A 15,695-nucleotide genomic window follows, 5' to 3' on the forward strand; every position below is an offset into this window, starting at 1 on the left:
GACTCCTTCGCACCCTCGGAGCGTTTTCAATCGAAGCGATAGTCGAATCCGCCTTCCTTGCGCCCCACTCGTACGCCCGCGATGTCTTTTCCGTCGACCATCCTCCGCAGGAACTCACGGCTGATCTCCGGCAACATCGAATTGCTCAAAATCGCATCAATCATCCGCCCGCCCGATTCGCTCTCGGTGCAGCGGCTCACCACCAGCTCGACCACCGACTCGTCGTACTCGAACAGAATCCTGTAGCGCGCTTCGATGCGCTGCTTGATGCGGTTCAACTGCAGCCGCACGATCTTCGCCAGCATGTCGTGGCTCAGCGGGTAATACGGAATCGCGACCAGCCGCCCGAGCAATGCCGGCGGAAACACCTTCAACAACGGCTCGCGAATGGCCTTGGCCATACCCTCCGGATCCGGCATCAGCTCCGGGTCCTTGCACAGGCTGGCGATCAGGTCGGTGCCGGCGTTGCTGGTCAGGATGATCAGGGTGTTGCGGAAGTCGATGCGGCGGCCTTCGCCGTCTTCCATCCAGCCCTTGTCGAAAACCTGGAAGAACAGTTCGTGGACGTCCGGGTGCGCCTTCTCCACCTCGTCCAGCAGCACCACCGAGTAGGGTTTGCGGCGCACCGCTTCAGTGAGCACGCCGCCTTCGCCGTAGCCGACGTAGCCCGGCGGTGCGCCCTTGAGCGAGGAGACGGTGTGGGCCTCCTGGTATTCGCTCATATTGATGGTGATCAGGTTCTGTTCGCCGCCGTACAGGGTTTCGGCCAGCGCGAGCGCGGTTTCGGTCTTGCCGACGCCGGAGGTGCCGGCGAGCAGGAACACGCCGATCGGTTTGTCCGGGTTGTCCAGGCCGGCGCGGCTGGTCTGGATGCGCTTGGCGATCATCTCCATGGCGTGGTCCTGGCCGATCACGCGCTTGGCCAGTAGTTCGGGCAGGCGCAGGACGGTGTCGATCTCGTTGCGGGCCATGCGCCCGACCGGGATGCCGGTCAAGTCGGCGACCACGGCGGCCACCGCTTGGTAGTCGACCGTGGGCAGGATCAAGGGCGATTCGCCCTGGAGTGCGCCTAGTTCCGCCTGTACCAGCTGCAGGCGCGCGAGCAGTGTGTCGCGATCAACCTGCACCGGTGCGTCGAGCACGGCGGTGTCGCCAGACGCCGCCTGCGCGACAGCGGCGTCGGCATCGGCCTCTGCTTCCAACGCACTACCAGTGCCTTCCACCGGCGCATTGCCGCTACGCAGCTGTGCGCGCAGCGACAACAGCTCATCCACCAATGCTTTCTCGCCAACCCAGCGCTGTTCCAGATCACGCAGTCGGCCGTGCTCGCTTTCCAGCAGGCCGGCGCACGCAGCAGCACGCTCCTCCACTGCGATGCCAATCGCGCGCTCGCGTTCGATGATGGCGTGCTCGGTGTCCAGCGCTTCGATGCGGCGGCGGCTATCGTCCACCTCCGCAGGCGTGGCGTGCAGGCTGACCGCCACGCGCGCGCAGGCGGTGTCGAGCAGGCTCACCGATTTGTCCGGCAGCTGGCGCGCAGGGATATAGCGGTGGCTGAGCTTGACTGCCGCTTCCAGCGCCTCGTCGAGAATCTGCACACTGTGGTGCTGTTCCATCATCGACGCGACGCCGCGCATCATGCGCACCGCCTTGGCCTCGTCCGGCTCATCCACCTGCACGGCCTGGAAGCGCCGGGTCAGTGCAGGATCTTTCTCGATGTACTTCTTGTACTCGGCAAACGTGGTCGCACCTACCGTGCGCAGCGTGCCGCGTGCTAATGCCGGCTTGAGCAGGTTGGCCGTATCGCCGGTGCCGGCGGCACCACCGGCGCCGACCAAGGTATGGGTTTCATCCACGAACAGGATGATGGGCTTGGGGCTGGCCTGCACGTCGTCGATGACTGCGCGCAGGCGCTGTTCGAACTCGCCCTTCATGCTGGCGCCTGCCTGCAGCAGGCCCACATCCAGCGTGCGCAGTTGCACGTCCTTCAATGCGGGTGGCACATCGCCACGGGCGATGCGCTGCGCGAAGCCTTCCACCACTGCAGTCTTGCCCACGCCGGCCTCGCCGACCAGGATCGGGTTGTTCTGGCGGCGGCGCATCAGGATGTCGACCACCTGGCGGATCTCGTCGTCGCGGCCGATGATCGGGTCGAGCTTGCCCTCGCGGGCTTGTGCGGTGAGGTCGGTGGTGAATTTCTTCAATGCTTCCTGCTTGCCCATTGCCGCCGGCGCGATGGCGCCGCTGGCCTCGCCAGGCGCAGCGGTCTGGCCGAGCGAAAAGCCATCGCTGGGCAGCAGCCCCTCTTCCGGCGAACCGGCCACGATCTGCGCAAAGTGTTCGTTGAGTACCGCGGGCTTGAGCTTGTCGAATTCCTTGGAAATCGCCAGCAATGCATTGCGCAGGCCGCGCACGCTCAGAATGCCGACCACCAAATAGCCGGTGCGCACCTGTGCCTCGCCAAAGCTGAGCGAGGCATACACCCAACCGCGTTCCACCGCTTCTTCGACATTGGCCGACAGGTCGGTGACGGCGGTGGAGCCGCGCGGCAGGCCGTCCAGCGCGGCGGTGACATCGCGCGCCAGCGTGGACGGATTGAGCTGAAAGTGTTTGACGATGCGGTGCAGGTCGGAATCTTGCAGCTGCAGCAACTGATGCAGCCAGTGCACCAGCTCCACGTACGGGTTGCCGCGCAGCTTGCAGAACACGGTGGCGCTTTCGATGCCGCGATAGGCGAGTGGATTGAGCTTGCCGAACAGGGCACTGCGGGAGATCTCGGCCATGATGCGTCCTTCGAAGTCGGTACGTTGCGTGTGAGCGAAAGGGAGCGCGGTGCGCGTCAGCCCGATGGGCGCAGCAGCACCTCGTCGGCGTCGGCGATGCTCCAGGCGCGGCGGCCGATCCAGGTATCCAGGCCCAGCCGGCTGTTGCGCGCCAGCTGCGGGGTGGGTACCTCGTCGGCCTTGAGCACTAGCTGCAGTTCCCAGCCGAACTCGTCGCCCAGATAGCTGCGCACCGCGGCGGTCAGCTGGCGCAGCGCCTGGCCGCCCGGCAGGAAGCGTTGAAACGCGATGCGTGGCAATGGCCCCAGCCGGATACGCACGCGCTGTTGCGCACCGCGCACCTGTGCACCGACCACGCTGTCCACGCCGAGCTGCGCGTTGCGCGGGCCCAGGCCCAGCTGCAACTGCGCGTCGGCAGGCAGCCGCATCCATTCGGCAATGAATTCCTGCACCTGTACCGGCCACTCGAACAACTGCTGCAGCAGCGCACGCAGGCCCTCGGGCGTGCGCGTGGCTGCGCCCAGGCGACCGGCGTAGTAACGACGCGCATCGTCCGGCAAGGCATCGCGCTCGCGCAGGTGCGGGCTGGCGATGCCGACCAGCGCATCCAGCCAGCCGCGGAACTGGTCGCAGGCTGCGCGCTCTGCCTGCACGGTGGGCTGCGCCTGTGCCCACGCGCGGTAGAACAGGCTGAGCATGCGGTGATGGAACACATCGGCAAACGCGGCGAAGGTGCCGTCCTTGGCCTGCTGCGCACGCTCGATGGCGTATTCGGTCAGGTGCAAGGGCAACGGCGCGTTGGGACCAAACAGGCCCAAAAACACGCCATATAGCGCAGCGGGCTGCTCGTCGTATGCTGGCGTGTAGCGGTCCAGTGCATGTGGTGCGAACGCCAGCGACGGCGTGTGGCGCAGGCGCACCGCATCGTCCACGGCGCGGGCGGATTCGCCCAGGCGCGGATGCTGCGGATGGCAGCGCTCGATCGCGCGCAAGGCCGCGAACGGGCTGAAATCCTGTGGCCGGGTCTGCAGCGCCTGGGCCAGCGCCGCAGCCGCCGCGCTCACAGGCGCGGGCGCGTGCCGGGCTGGGCTGGCCATCGGGCCACCTCGTTGCGTTCGGTGGTGCGCAGGACCGTTTCGGTGAAGGAATTCACCGAGACATAGCGCGCAAAGAAGTGCCGCAGCACCGAAGCCAGCAGGAATGCACCGGTACCTTCGAACGCCGCGTCCTCGCAGGTGAGCGTGACCTCCAGGCCGCGGCCGAAGGTGATCGGGCCCGGTACCGGAATGCGCCGTACGATCGGCGTACCGGTCACGTTCTTGATGCCTTCGATCTGGCGTTGCGCAGACGCATCGAACGGATCGCAATACAGCGTGAGGATCTCGCGCAGCGCGGCCGCGCCATTGGGGCCGTCTTCGAACAACGACAGGTAATTGAGCTGCAATTGGCTGAGCAGGCGCCATGCGGTCTGCCCGTCGGACAACGCCGGACGTGGCTTGGTCGGCCCGGCCACGCAGCGCACGCTGCGCACCGGCACGCCGCTGTCCATCGTGAAGTCGCTTGCTCCCTTGCCTACCGGCATATGCAGCGGCAGATCGCGGTTGCTGCACCACAGCTGCAAGCCGAGTTGGCGCAGGCTACTGGCCTGCGCCTGGTCATTGGCATCGACCAGGCTGACGAAGACCTCGCTGCCCGCATAACTGGAACGTGCCCCGTCGCGACGTTGCCGCGCAGACAACACCCGCGGCTCGCGGCGCGTGCTGTAGAACGCGCCATGCCGTGCATGCCAGCTGCGTGCGTCGCCGCCATAGAACGGGGTAAAGCGCTGCTCCGGCTCCTGACGGTCGCCGAAGCCTTCCACCTCGCCCAGGTGATGGATCTCGAAATCCATTGGCCGAGTGCGATCTGCCAGCACGTGATACTCGTGCTGGCCAGCCTGCAGGTGGATACGGTCGGCGCGACGTTCGAACAGATTGATCGCCGGCGTGCAGAACAACTTGATGTGTTCGGCACTCACTGCGGCCGCCAGGCTGGGCACGCTGCGCTCCAACAACACCACCAACTCGAGGCTGCTGCCATGCAGGCGACGCAGCGGCGCACGCAGGCCGGTGAACTCGGCGAACAGGAAGCGCTCCGGGCAGGCGAAGTATTCCTGTAGCAGACGGTAACCGCTGAATGAGCGGCCATCGTAAGGAATCAGCGCATCCTCGTCGGCAAAGCCACGCATCTGCAGCGTGTGCGCGGCCAGTGTGGTTTCCACGCTGGCACCGCCCGCATCATTGCCGCGCACTATCACTGCGCTGGTGTCGGCATGCAGTTGTTCGTACAACCGCTTGGGCAGGCCATCGGCACCGGCCAGGAAGATCGGCAGGCGATCGAGCGCCAGCGCCTGCACCTGTGCGCCCCCCACCAGTTCCAGCCGCAGGCGGATGCCCGCACGCACGGTGCGCCCCGCCGGCAGGCCAATGCCGGCGGCCGCGAGCGCGGCCGGCGAGTCCAGGTACTTCGCCTCGGCCACCTGCAGTGGCCACAGCGTCACTGCATGCGCGGTGCGGAACTCGCAGGCGGTACGTTCGCCGGCGCCAATCAGGCTGCGCAAGGCGCTCTGGCGCGGCACCGTTACTCCTGCCGCCAGCCCGCTGTCTTTCAGGTCAGGCTGCAGCTGCACCACCGCCATCGACGGCAACGGCGCCAGGTAGTGCGGGTAGACCATTTCCAGCAGGTGCTGGGTGAAGACCGGGTACTGCGCGTCCAGCTTGAGCTGCACGCGCGCGGCCAGGAATGCGAAGCCTTCGAGCAGGCGCTCCACGTACGGGTCGGCGCATTCGAACGCATCCAGCCCCAGCCGCCCGGCGATCTTGGGATACTCGCGCGCAAATTCAGCGCCCATGTCGCGCACATGCTGCAATTCACGGCTGTAGTACGGGAGCAGGCGCGGGTCCATCTCAGCCATGCCCTTCGACGACATCGAGCCGCCCGGTTTCCAGGTCCAGCGCCGTCTTCAGGTACAGGTTCAACGGCAACGGCTGCGCCCACATCTCCGATTCGATGGTGAACAGCAGTGAGCGCCGGTCCATGCGCGTGGCATCGGCATGCACGCTGACGCGCAGCGTGTCGGGAATCAGGCGTGGTTCGAACGCCAGGATCGCCTCGCGGATGCGCTGCTGCAGCGCCGCCGCATCGATGCCGGTAACCGCCACGCCGGCCAGATCCGGGATACCGAAGTTGAGGACCGAGCGCTGCACCTGCGGATACGCGCCCAACGGATGGCTGGTGTCCAGATTCACCGCATTCAACAACCACGACAGATCGCGGATCACGCATTCGCGCAGGCGCGTGGCCGAGATCACGCGTTGCTCGCGGCTCTCTTCGCGCTGGCTAGGCACGGTGTCGGTCAGCCGGTCCAGCAGCGAAGGCTGCAGGCGTTCGGTGGTGGTGAGCTCGGCCATCTGCGTCAGCCCGCGTCGAACTGCACATTGCGCACATCGAGCAGCGCAATCTCATGCGATTCGGTACTCCACATGCGCTGGCCCAGGCCGATCTCGCCCTGCGCGCCCTGTGTCCATTCGGTGCGGCGCGCCAATTGCAGCTCGCCGGCATCCAGATGCTCGCTGCCGGGATACCGCACCGGCAGGTAGCCGAAGGCCTGGCCGCCGTTGCGCCATAGCACGCTCACTGGCGCCCACACGGTATCGCGCAGGTCCACCGGCGCTTCGAAGCGCAGCTGATGGATCTGCTGCAATGGTGCCCAGGCATAGCCGCTGTCGAGCATCAGTTCGATGCAGGGCCCGAAGCGCGCATCGGCATCGGACAGCCATTCGAAGCGTTCGCCATCGAGCACGCCCGCGCTTGCCGGTGCCAGTTCGAAGGCTTGCGCACGCAGTGCGTTGGCCTGCGCGCCATGGCCTTGTGCAGACAGGCGCAGCGCCTGCAGGTGCAGCGCCAGCCACTCGGCCGGCTCGCCGATCACGTGCGGCAACTGAGTGCCGGCGAACACCTGCGCCCGTGTCTGCTCGCCCTGCAGCACCGTGAGATACGTCTGCACCAACGGCTGCGTGGTGCCATCCAGCTCGCCGCAGGCACGCAGCTGGTCGGCCGCACGCGACCATTGGCCCAGCACGGCCAGCAGCTGGAACAGGAACACGCGCTGCGCAGCATCGGCCGGCTGCCGGCGCACCTGCTGCACCAGCTGCTGCAATGCCTGCGCCGGCTCGCCACGGGCAAGCAGGCTGTGTGCGGTGGCATCCATCGCGCATGTCCTCATCGAAGAAAGGGGCGGTGTCGCTGTGGACACCGCCGGTCATTGCATTGCAGGCATCGCGTGCAGCAGCACACCCACGCGCGCGGTTGCCGGAGAACCGCAGGCGGTGCGATGCGGCCGGCGTGGACGCGTGGTGCCTGCCGATCTCCCATTCGCCCTGCCATCCGGCGATCGCACACGCGGTGTGCGTGGCGCGTTATGCCTTGGCGACGCCCTGGATGTCGTAGGTGAATTCCTTCGCCCCGCCCTGCGCCGTGCCCTTGTCGTCCTGCGGCTGGAAGCCGTACTTGAACTTGCCGAAGTGCAGCGTCACGTTTTCGGTCAGACGGTCTTCGCCGCCGGACCCGCCGGTGGACAGCGAGGTGATCAGCACGCCTTCGCTAAGCTCCAGCGTGAGGAAGTCGCTCTGCTCGCCGGTGGCATTGGTGACGTACAGCCAGGCGTTCTCCACTCGTGCACCGGTGCACACTGCATCCAGCAGCGCGTTGGAGCAGCCGTCCACGTACTTGGTGATGGAGATGTCCTGGATATGTGCCTTGCCGCCGCTGGCCGAACCGCCACCGGTGTGCAGGTCGCCCGAATTGCTCGCGCCCCACGACCACGCCAGGATCGGAATCTCGCCCTTGTGCTTCTTGTGGTTGGACGCGCCTTCGATCTTGACCTTGCCGCTGCCGAACTTGATGTGCATGTCGAACGCCATGGAACTGCTCCTTCAATGAAAGTGACAACACAGGGATGGCGCAACGCGCAGTGGCGTCGTGCCCGTGACGCGAATGCGTCGGATCAGGCCTTGGCGGCCGAGGGCAAGCGCGAGACCAGGCGCAACGAGACGGTCAGGCCTTCGAGCTGGTAATGCGGCTTGAGGAAGAACTTGGAGCTGTAATAGCCCGGCGCGCCTTCCACTTCCTCCACCACCACCTCGGCAGCGGCCAGCGGCTTGCGTGCCTTGGTTTCTTCGCTGGAATTGGACGGGTCGCCATCGATGTACTGCGTGACCCAGCGCGTCAGCCAGCTCTGCATCTGTTCGCGATCGGAGAACGAACCGATCTTGTCGCGCACGATGCACTTGAGGTAATGCGCAAACCGGCAGCACGCGAACATGTACGGCAGACGCGCGCCCAGTGCCGCATTGGCGGTGGCATCCGGGTCGTCGTATTCGTCGGGCTTGTTCAAGGATTGCGCGCTGATGAAGGCGGCCATGTCCGAATTCTTGCGATGTACCAGCGGCATCAGGCCCATCTTGTCCAGCTCGGCCGAGCGGCGGTCGGTGATCGCCACTTCGGTGGGGCACTTCATGTCCACGCCACCGTCGTCGGTAGGGAAGGTATGGGTGGGCAACCCTTCCACCGCACCGCCGGATTCGATGCCGCGAATGCGCGAGCACCAGCCGTACTGCTTGAACGAGCGGTTGATGTTCACCGCCATCGCATAGGCGGCGTTTTGCCAGGTGTATTTATTGGAATCGGCGCCGGCGGTGTCTTCTTCGAAATCGAACTCGTCCACTGGGCTGGTGGCTGCGCCGTACGGCAGGCGCGAGAGCGTGCGCGGCATCGCCAGGCCGATGTACTTGGAATCTTCCGATTCGCGCAGCGAACGCCACGCGGCGTAATCGGGCGTGGAGAAGATCTTGGCCAGATCGCGCGGGTTGGACAGCTCGTTCCAGTTGTCCATGCCCATCAACTTGGGCGCGGCCGCGGCAATGAACGGGGCGTGCGCGGCCGCGGCCACCTGTGCGATGCCGTTGAGCAGCTCCACATCCGGCGGGCTCTGGTCGAAGTAGTAATCGCCGACCAGGCAGCCATACGGTTCGCCACCGAGCTGGCCGTATTCCTGCTCGTAGACCTTCTTGAAGATCGGGCTCTGATCCCAGGCGGTGCCCTTGTAGCGCTTGAGCACCTTGCCCAGTTCCTTCTTGCTGATGTTAAGCACGCGGATCTTGAGCTGCTGGTCGGTCTCGGTGTTGTTGACCAGGTAATGCAGGCCGCGCCAGGCGCCTTCCAGCTGCTGCAGATCGGCGTGATGCAGGATCTGGTTGAGCTGTTCGGTGAGGGTGCGGTCGATCTCGGCGATGTAGGCCTTGATGGTCTGCGAGACGTCTTCGCTGACCACGTCGCTGCGCGCAAGCACCTGCTCGGCCAGCGTGCGCACCGCCGATTCCACTTCTTCCTTGGCGCGTTCGCTCTTGGGGCGGAACTCACGATTGAGCAGCGCGGCAAAATCGCCCTGCTCGGCTGTTTCGGTGCTGCTGCTGCTGGCCAGTGCGGCTTCGGTAGCGGACATGGCTTTAGGCTCCTTCCGGCTCGGAGGCGGGTTTGGCCACCGACACCAGCGACTGCAGCAACGCCGGGTCGCGGATGGCATTGGCAATCAGCTGCTCGGCACCGGCCTTGCCGTCCATGTAGGTGTCCAGGTTGGCCAGCTGGGTGCGCGCTTCCAGCAACTTGGCCAGCGGCGCGACCTTGCGCGCAATGGCGGCCGGCGAAAAGTCGTCCATGCTCTCGAAGGTGATGTCCACCGCCAGCTCGCCTTCGCCGGTGAGCGTGTTGGGCACCTTGAACTGCGCACGCGGGCGCATCGACTGCAGCCGGCTGTCGAAGTTGTCGACATCGATCTCCAACGCCTTGCGCTCGTCCAGCGACGGCAGCTCGCCGGCGTTGGCGCCGGACAGGTCCGACATCACGCCCATCACGAACGGAATCTGCACCTTCTTCTGCGCGCCGTAGACTTCCACGTCGTATTCGATCTGCACGCGTGGCGCCCTGTTGCGGGCGATGAACTTCTGACTGCTGGCCATGCCTGATCTCCGATTGAGCTTGCCCGTTGCGCCACCGTGCTCGGCACGGGCGCTGCCTTGCGGCTTGGATGTCGCCGGCCCGGCGGATGGCCTGCAGCCTGCGTGCGACGCCGGTGTTGCGGGCCACCCCGCAACTGCCGCGCACCACGCGGACCGAAGCGTCAGGCCGTGCGATGACGCTTTCTCAGCGCTGCGGCGAGTCTAGGAATGGCGCCAGATGCCCACCCGACAAATCGTCTCAATCGCACCGATGCGTGATGCACCGCCGACTTCGTGAAAGGCGCGTGATGGGTTGTCGCTGCTTTTTTCGGTTGATCCAGGGACAGGCCCCGGGGAGTGGGCCGCAGGCAGCACCGCATGAGCATCAGTTACTACGGCGCCATCGTTCCGCAGGCGTGCGCGACCATGGACGCGCAGACGCCGTTGATGATCGACCTGCTGGCTTACATCGAGCAGCACATCGGCGAGGCCGAGCTTGGCACCGACTCATTGCAACAGGCATTCGCCCTCTCGCGCGCCTCGTTGTACCGGCTGTTCCAGTCGCGTGGCGGTGTGGCCAGCTACATCCGCGAGCAGCGGCTGTGCACCGCGCACCGCTATCTGCAGGCCTATCCGGACTGCAGCCTGACCTGGCTGCTGTATGAAATGGGGTTTGCCTCCGAGCGGCAGTTCCAGCGCGCCTTCCAGCAACGGTTCGGCATGCCGCCGATGCAGTGGCGGCGCCAGTGCCGCGCCAAGCCGCATGCACCGTCACCGCGCCGTGGCCATTACATGCCGATGTGGCGTTTCATGCGCGAGCTGAGCCAGGACGTGCCGCAACCAGTGCCCAATGTTTTACGCAGTGGCGTGCCGGGTACCTACAACGCACCGCTGGTACATACCGAAGCGCTACGCCGCCTGGCACGGCCGGCGCAGAGCGCGGCGGCGCGGCTGGAGCCGATGGACGCCTGAGCGTTGGCTGGAGTGTACGCTGTTGAAGCGCGCCTGCACATGCGATGGCCGCCCCGGCAGAGCCGGTCGCGCGTCTGGTGCGCGCCCTCGATGAGCGATCCTGGGTCACTGCGTGTATTGCGTCGCAGCGACGCGCGCAGCGGCACCGCAGGATCGCTGTGTCAGCGGATCACCAGCACCGGGATCGAGCTGTGGGTGAGCACTTCCACCGTCTGGCTGCCGAGCAGCATGCGCCGCACGCCGCGGCGGCCATGCGAGGTCATGATGATCAGGTCGCTCTTGCATTCCTCGGCGGTCTGCACGATGCCTTCGGCCGCGAAACGGTCCAGCACATGCCGCGAGGTCGCCTTGATATTGGCGGCCGCCGCCAGTTCAAGCGCCGGGCGCAGGATCTTCTCAGCGGCCGCCTCGCGTTCGGCGCGGTATTCCGGGCTGGCCTCGTAGCCGACGCTCCAGCCCATCGCATCGTACATGCCCATCGCCCACGGCTCGGACACGGTGACGATATCGACCTTGGCGCCAGTGGCCTTTGCCAGTTCCAGGCCCTGAAACAGGCCTCGATGCGACAGCTCGGATGCATCGATGGCGATGAGAATACGTTTGTACATGGTGACCTCCTGCAAGGATGGCAGTGCTGCCGGTGGACTTGGACGCACGGTGGCATGTGCGGGTGGAGTGGGCCTTGATGCGGATCAGTGCGGCGATGTTGCTGGCTGTGTTGGGACCGCGTTGGGGTGATGCTGCCGATGTTGCTGCTTTGATTGTGTTGCCGGTGCTGGTGCTGGTGCTGGCTGGATGATCGAGAGGTTGCAGTTGTGCTGTTGTTGTTGTTGTTGTTGTTGTTGTTGTTGTTGTTGTTGTTGTTGTTGTTGTTGTTGTTTTTGCTGTTGCTGCTGTTTCTGTTGCTGTCAGCGCTTTCCTGCTGTTCCTGCCTCCATGATGCACGCCGCGCAGCGCATCTGCGATCGACAACGAAGACCGCGACTCGGCATGCGTGGCGCTCAATCGGTGGCAACCGCATCCGGGTCCGGGCGCATCTCGCGCAGGCGTGCCGGATTGCCGACCGCGGTCGCCCCTGCCGGGACATCGCGGGTGACCACCGCACCGGCGCCGATCAACGCATCGTCGCCGATGGTCACGCCCGGCAGGATGATCGCCCCGCCGCCGATCCACACATTGCGCCCGATGCGGATCGGCCGCCCGAATTCCAGGCCGCTGGCACGTCCGGCGGCATCGCGCGGATGATCGGCCGCGTAGATCTGCACGCCAGGGCCGATCTGCGTGCCGTCGCCAATGCGCACCTCGCAGATATCCAGGATCACGCAGTTGAAGTTGAGGAACACCCCTGCACCCAGACGGATGTTGTAGCCGTAATCGCAATGGAATGGCGCACGAATCACCGCACCGTCGCCCACCTCGGCCAGGCGCTCCCGCAACAGTGCATGGCGCTGTGCTGAGGTCTGCACCACAGCGGCGTTGTAGCGCAGCATCCACTCGGCCGCGGCCGCTTGATCGGCCTGCAGCTGCGGGTCGGTCGCGCTGTACAGTTCGCCTGCCAGCATCTTCTGTTTTTCTGTCTGCATGGCTTTGCGTCCTGCATGTCGTGAAGTCGGCCTGCAGGGTGTCACGGATGCAGCGGCGAATGCACCGCGCGATGCACCAATGGGTCTCGGCAGGTTGGCATCTGTACGAAGGTGCTGGATGAGTCGATCGACTGCCCCCATCCGCCCTTCGGGCACCTTCCCCCGCAGGCGGGGGAAGGGAGCACGGCCAATGTCCGGGTCTTGCTGTCGCGTTGCAGCGATGTCATCGAGGCACGAGCACGTGCGGCCTTCCTGCCCTGCTACGACCGGCGACGGATGCTGAAGGTGCTGGATGAGGTGATCGACTTCCCCCATCCGCCCTTCGGGCACCTTCCCCCGCAGGCGGGGGAAGGGAGCACGGCCAATGTCCGGGTCTTGCTGTCGCGTTGCAGCGATGTCATCGAGGCACGAGCACACGCGGTCTTCCTGCCCTGCTACGACCGGCGATGGATGCTGGACGGCGCTGGATGAGGTGATCGAGTGCCCCCATCCGCCCTTCGGGCACCTTCCCCCGCAGGCGGGGGAAGGGAGCACGGCCAATGTCCGGGTCTTGCTGTCGCGTTGCAGCGATGTCATCGAGGCACGAGTACGCGCGGGCGGCCTCCTTGCCACGCCAACGCGGGCGACGGATGCTGGACGGCGCTGGATGAGTCGATCGACTGCCCCCATCCGCCCTTCGGTCACCTTCCCCCGCAGGCGGGGGAAGGGAGCCAAGCGGGGCGTGCCAGCCCGGATGTCTCAACGGCATGGGAACTCACGCCAGCACACACACACTTGCCCCTCTCCCGCCTGCGGGAGAGGGGATGGGGTGAGGGCACGACGAAGGCATGAAATCTCAGCAGCCGGCTGGTGGCACGTCACCATGGGACCGTTATCGGCGCCGGTGCAAGGAGCGCTGTGGCTGTTCCAGCGCAACCAATTGCCATCGTTCAAGACAGCACCACACCGCTGGAAGCAGCCGCCGACTACACCACCGTCAAATTCGCGTAGGCCATCACCAGCCACTTGGCGCCGACGTCGTCGAACTGCACCTGCACCCGCGCATGCGCGCCGGCACCTTCGTAGTCCACGACCACGCCGCCCCCAAATTTGGGGTGCTCGACATTGGCGCCAAGCTTGATCGGCGCCGTCTCCACGATGCCGTGCACCGGGCCACCACGTGCCGCGCCAAGCGATGCAGTGCGCGAGACCTGCACCTTCGGGCGCACTTCGTTGAGCAGATCGCGCGGGATCTCGCGCAGGAAGCGCGAGGGCACGTTGTAGTTGTCCTGCCCGTGGATGCGCCGCGATTCGGCGTAGCACAGCACCAGTTTCTGCCGCGCGCGGGTGATGCCCACATAGGCCAGGCGGCGCTCTTCTTCCAGCCGGCCGGTTTCTTCCAGCGAGCGCGCACTGGGGAACAGGCCGTCCTCCAGCCCGACCAGGAACACGATCGGGAACTCCAGGCCCTTGGCCGAATGCAGCGTCATCAACTGCACGCCTTCCTCGCCGGCCTGCGCCTGGCCTTCGCCGGCTTCCAGCGACGCATAAGCCAGGAACGCGACCAGCTCGGTCATGCCCTGGCTGTCTTCATCGTCCGGCCGGGTGAAGCGTGAGGCGACCGAGACCAGTTCGTCCAGGTTCTCGGTGCGCGATTCCGAATCCAGCCCACCGCGGCTCTCTTTCGCCCAGTGATCGCGCAGGCCCGAACGCATCAGCACGTGGTCGATGCGTTCGGCCAGTTCCATCTGCCCGGTTTCGGCATGCAGCTGGCCGACCAGGCTGAGGAAGCCGGCCAGGGCGTTGCGCGCGCGTGCGGCCAGGCTGTTTTCCTGCGTGGCCAGCATCGCCGCTTCCCACAACGACAGCGCATTGGCGCGCGCCAGCCGGCGCACTTCGTCCAGCGTGCGGTCGCCGATCCCACGGGTGGGCGTATTGACCGCGCGTTCGAACGCGGCGTCGTCGCTGCGGTTGGTGAGCAGGCGCAGGTAGGCCAGTGCGTCCTTGATTTCGGCGCGCTCGAAGAAGCGCATGCCGCCATACACGCGGTAGGGCAGCTGTTCGGAGATCAGCGCCTCTTCCAGCGCGCGCGATTGCGCGTTGCTGCGGTAGAGCACCGCCACTTCGCCATAGCTGCCGCCATCGCGCACCCATTGGCGCGCGCGCTCGACCACATAGCGGGCTTCGTCCACTTCGTTGTAGGCCGCATACAGATCGATCGGGTCGCCATCGCCCGAGTCGGTCCACAGCTGCTTGCCGATGCGGTCCGGGTTGTGCGCGATCACCGCATTGGCCGCGCCCAGGATATTGGCGCTGGAACGGTAGTTCTGCTCCAGCCGCACGGTCTGCGCGCCGGGGAAGTCCTTCAGGAAGCGCTGCACGTTCTCGACCTTGGCGCCGCGCCAGCCATAGATGGCCTGGTCGTCGTCGCCCACCACGAACACATTGCCCGATTCGCCGGCCAGCACCCGCACGAAGGCGTACTGGATGGCGTTGGTGTCCTGGAACTCGTCCACCAGAATTTCGCGGAAGCGTGCGCGGTAGTGCGCCAGCAGCGCCGGCGTATCGCGCAACAGCTCATGCGCGCGCAACAGCAACTCGGCAAAATCCAGCAGGCCGGAGCGGTCGCAGCGTTCCTGGTAGGCGGCATACACCTGCCGGCGCACCTCGGTCCAGTCGTCGTTGGGCTCGGGCTGGATATGCTGCGGACGGCGGCCTTCGTCCTTCTGTTCGTTGATCCACCAGCTCAGTTGCTTGGGTGGGTACTTGCCTTCGTCCAGCTCCAGCGACTGCACCACGCGCTTGACCAGCCGCAGCTGATCGTCGCTGTCCATGACCTGGAAGCCTTCCGGCAGCCGCGCGTCCTGCCAATGCAGGCGCAGCAGGCGATGCGCCAGCCCGTGAAAGGTGCCGATCCACATCCCGCGGCTGCCGTTGCGCAGCTGCAGGTCGGTGCGGTGGCGCATTTCGCCGGCGGCCTTGTTGGTGAAGGTCACCGCGAAGATGCCGTGGTTGGGCACGCCCTGGACTTCGTTGAGCCAGGCGATGCGATGGATCAGCACGCGCGTCTTGCCGGAGCCGGCGCCGGCCAGCACGAGGTAATGCCCCGGCGGCGCGGAAACGGCCTCGCGCTGGGCGGGGTTTAGATGATCGAGCAAATGAGAGACATCCACCGGCGCATTTTACCGGTTGTGGCGTCGCTGCGGCTGAGATTGCGATGAAGGGGCTGGGATTGCTGCCCCCATCCGCCCTGCGGGCACCTTCCCCCGCAGGCGGGGGAAGGCAGGAGAGTGGTTGCTCTGCCGCCTGCCAGAGAAGGCGGGACGCTGATTGCTCTGCCGCTC

The 15,695-nt window shown here is 65.8% G+C and carries 12 protein-coding genes and 1 pseudogene; 2 read left to right on the forward strand and 11 right to left on the reverse strand.

The window, feature by feature from the left end; translation table 11 throughout:
* Positions 1-26: 26 nt before the first annotated feature.
* The 8 genes from tssH to tssB all read right to left on the reverse strand — a co-directional run bounded on the left by tssH (position 27) and on the right by tssB (position 9,838).
* Complete coding sequence (gene tssH / locus HG421_RS17775) at positions 27-2,783, reverse strand: type VI secretion system ATPase TssH (RefSeq protein WP_169707510.1); 2,757 nt, start codon at positions 2,781-2,783, stop codon at positions 27-29.
* Positions 2,784-2,839: 56 nt separating this feature from the next.
* The gene (gene tssG, locus HG421_RS17780; protein ID WP_169707511.1) at positions 2,840-3,880 is read right to left on the reverse strand and encodes a type VI secretion system baseplate subunit TssG; all 1,041 of its coding nucleotides are present in this window, start codon (positions 3,878-3,880) and stop codon (positions 2,840-2,842) included.
* A complete protein-coding gene (tssF, locus tag HG421_RS17785) occupies positions 3,844-5,727 on the reverse strand; it encodes a type VI secretion system baseplate subunit TssF (RefSeq protein WP_169708248.1) in 1,884 nt (627 codons plus the stop codon). Before tssF ends, tssG begins: the two co-directional genes overlap by 37 nt.
* 1 nt (position 5,728) lies before the next feature.
* Entirely contained in the window at positions 5,729-6,232 is a 504-nt protein-coding gene (gene tssE / locus HG421_RS17790) for a type VI secretion system baseplate subunit TssE (protein ID WP_169707512.1), read from the reverse strand.
* 5 nt (positions 6,233-6,237) lie between these two features.
* Positions 6,238-7,032: a type VI secretion system accessory protein TagJ gene (locus HG421_RS17795; protein ID WP_169707513.1), complete on the reverse strand. Its 795-nt coding sequence runs from the start codon at positions 7,030-7,032 to the stop codon at positions 6,238-6,240.
* 208 nt (positions 7,033-7,240) lie between these two features.
* Positions 7,241-7,744, reverse strand: a complete 504-nt coding sequence (locus HG421_RS17800) for an Hcp family type VI secretion system effector (protein ID WP_005993934.1) — start codon at positions 7,742-7,744, stop codon at positions 7,241-7,243.
* 83 nt (positions 7,745-7,827) lie between these two features.
* Positions 7,828-9,324: a type VI secretion system contractile sheath large subunit gene (gene tssC, locus HG421_RS17805; RefSeq protein WP_169707514.1), complete on the reverse strand. Its 1,497-nt coding sequence runs from the start codon at positions 9,322-9,324 to the stop codon at positions 7,828-7,830.
* A 4-nt stretch (positions 9,325-9,328) separates the two neighbouring features.
* Positions 9,329-9,838: a type VI secretion system contractile sheath small subunit gene (tssB, locus tag HG421_RS17810; RefSeq protein ID WP_169707515.1), complete on the reverse strand. Its 510-nt coding sequence runs from the start codon at positions 9,836-9,838 to the stop codon at positions 9,329-9,331.
* A gap of 292 nt (positions 9,839-10,130) precedes the next feature.
* Between tssB and tagK the strand changes: the two are divergent.
* Positions 10,131-10,789, forward strand: a pseudogene (gene tagK, locus HG421_RS17815) (transcriptional regulator TagK).
* A 161-nt stretch (positions 10,790-10,950) separates the two neighbouring features.
* Here tagK and HG421_RS17820 read toward each other — a convergent pair.
* Entirely contained in the window at positions 10,951-11,397 is a 447-nt protein-coding gene (locus tag HG421_RS17820) for a universal stress protein (RefSeq protein WP_169707516.1), read from the reverse strand.
* A gap of 393 nt (positions 11,398-11,790) precedes the next feature.
* Positions 11,791-12,372, reverse strand: a complete 582-nt coding sequence (locus HG421_RS17825; protein ID WP_169707517.1) for a sugar O-acetyltransferase — start codon at positions 12,370-12,372, stop codon at positions 11,791-11,793.
* A 276-nt stretch (positions 12,373-12,648) separates the two neighbouring features.
* Here HG421_RS17825 and HG421_RS17830 point away from each other — a divergent pair, with 276 nt between their 5' ends.
* Complete coding sequence (locus HG421_RS17830; protein ID WP_169707518.1) at positions 12,649-12,843, forward strand: hypothetical protein; 195 nt, start codon at positions 12,649-12,651, stop codon at positions 12,841-12,843.
* A gap of 494 nt (positions 12,844-13,337) precedes the next feature.
* Here the strand turns inward: HG421_RS17830 and uvrD are convergent, their stop codons facing one another.
* Positions 13,338-15,524 (reverse strand): DNA helicase II, encoded by a 2,187-nt coding sequence (gene uvrD, locus HG421_RS17835; RefSeq protein ID WP_169707519.1) that lies wholly within the window; start codon positions 15,522-15,524, stop codon positions 13,338-13,340.
* Positions 15,525-15,695: the final 171 nt, after the last annotated feature.

The sequence above is a fragment of the Xanthomonas campestris pv. badrii genome (assembly GCF_012848175.1).
In the GTDB taxonomy this organism is placed as follows: domain Bacteria; phylum Pseudomonadota; class Gammaproteobacteria; order Xanthomonadales; family Xanthomonadaceae; genus Xanthomonas; species Xanthomonas campestris_C.

Coding starts and splice junctions, on each gene's coding strand:
- HG421_RS17825 (WP_169707517.1), bottom strand. CDS start 12,372: ATGCAGACAGAAAAACAGAAGATGCTGGCAGGCGAACTGTACAGCGCG.
- HG421_RS17795 (WP_169707513.1), bottom strand. CDS start 7,032: ATGGATGCCACCGCACACAGCCTGCTTGCCCGTGGCGAGCCGGCGCAG.
- tssE (WP_169707512.1), bottom strand. CDS start 6,232: ATGGCCGAGCTCACCACCACCGAACGCCTGCAGCCTTCGCTGCTGGAC.
- tssG (WP_169707511.1), bottom strand. CDS start 3,880: ATGGCCAGCCCAGCCCGGCACGCGCCCGCGCCTGTGAGCGCGGCGGCT.
- HG421_RS17830 (WP_169707518.1), top strand. CDS start 12,649: ATGCTGAAGGTGCTGGATGAGGTGATCGACTTCCCCCATCCGCCCTTC.
- tssC (WP_169707514.1), bottom strand. CDS start 9,324: ATGTCCGCTACCGAAGCCGCACTGGCCAGCAGCAGCAGCACCGAAACA.
- tssF (WP_169708248.1), bottom strand. CDS start 5,727: ATGGACCCGCGCCTGCTCCCGTACTACAGCCGTGAATTGCAGCATGTG.
- HG421_RS17820 (WP_169707516.1), bottom strand. CDS start 11,397: ATGTACAAACGTATTCTCATCGCCATCGATGCATCCGAGCTGTCGCAT.
- tssB (WP_169707515.1), bottom strand. CDS start 9,838: ATGGCCAGCAGTCAGAAGTTCATCGCCCGCAACAGGGCGCCACGCGTG.
- tssH (WP_169707510.1), bottom strand. CDS start 2,783: ATGGCCGAGATCTCCCGCAGTGCCCTGTTCGGCAAGCTCAATCCACTC.
- HG421_RS17800 (WP_005993934.1), bottom strand. CDS start 7,744: ATGGCGTTCGACATGCACATCAAGTTCGGCAGCGGCAAGGTCAAGATC.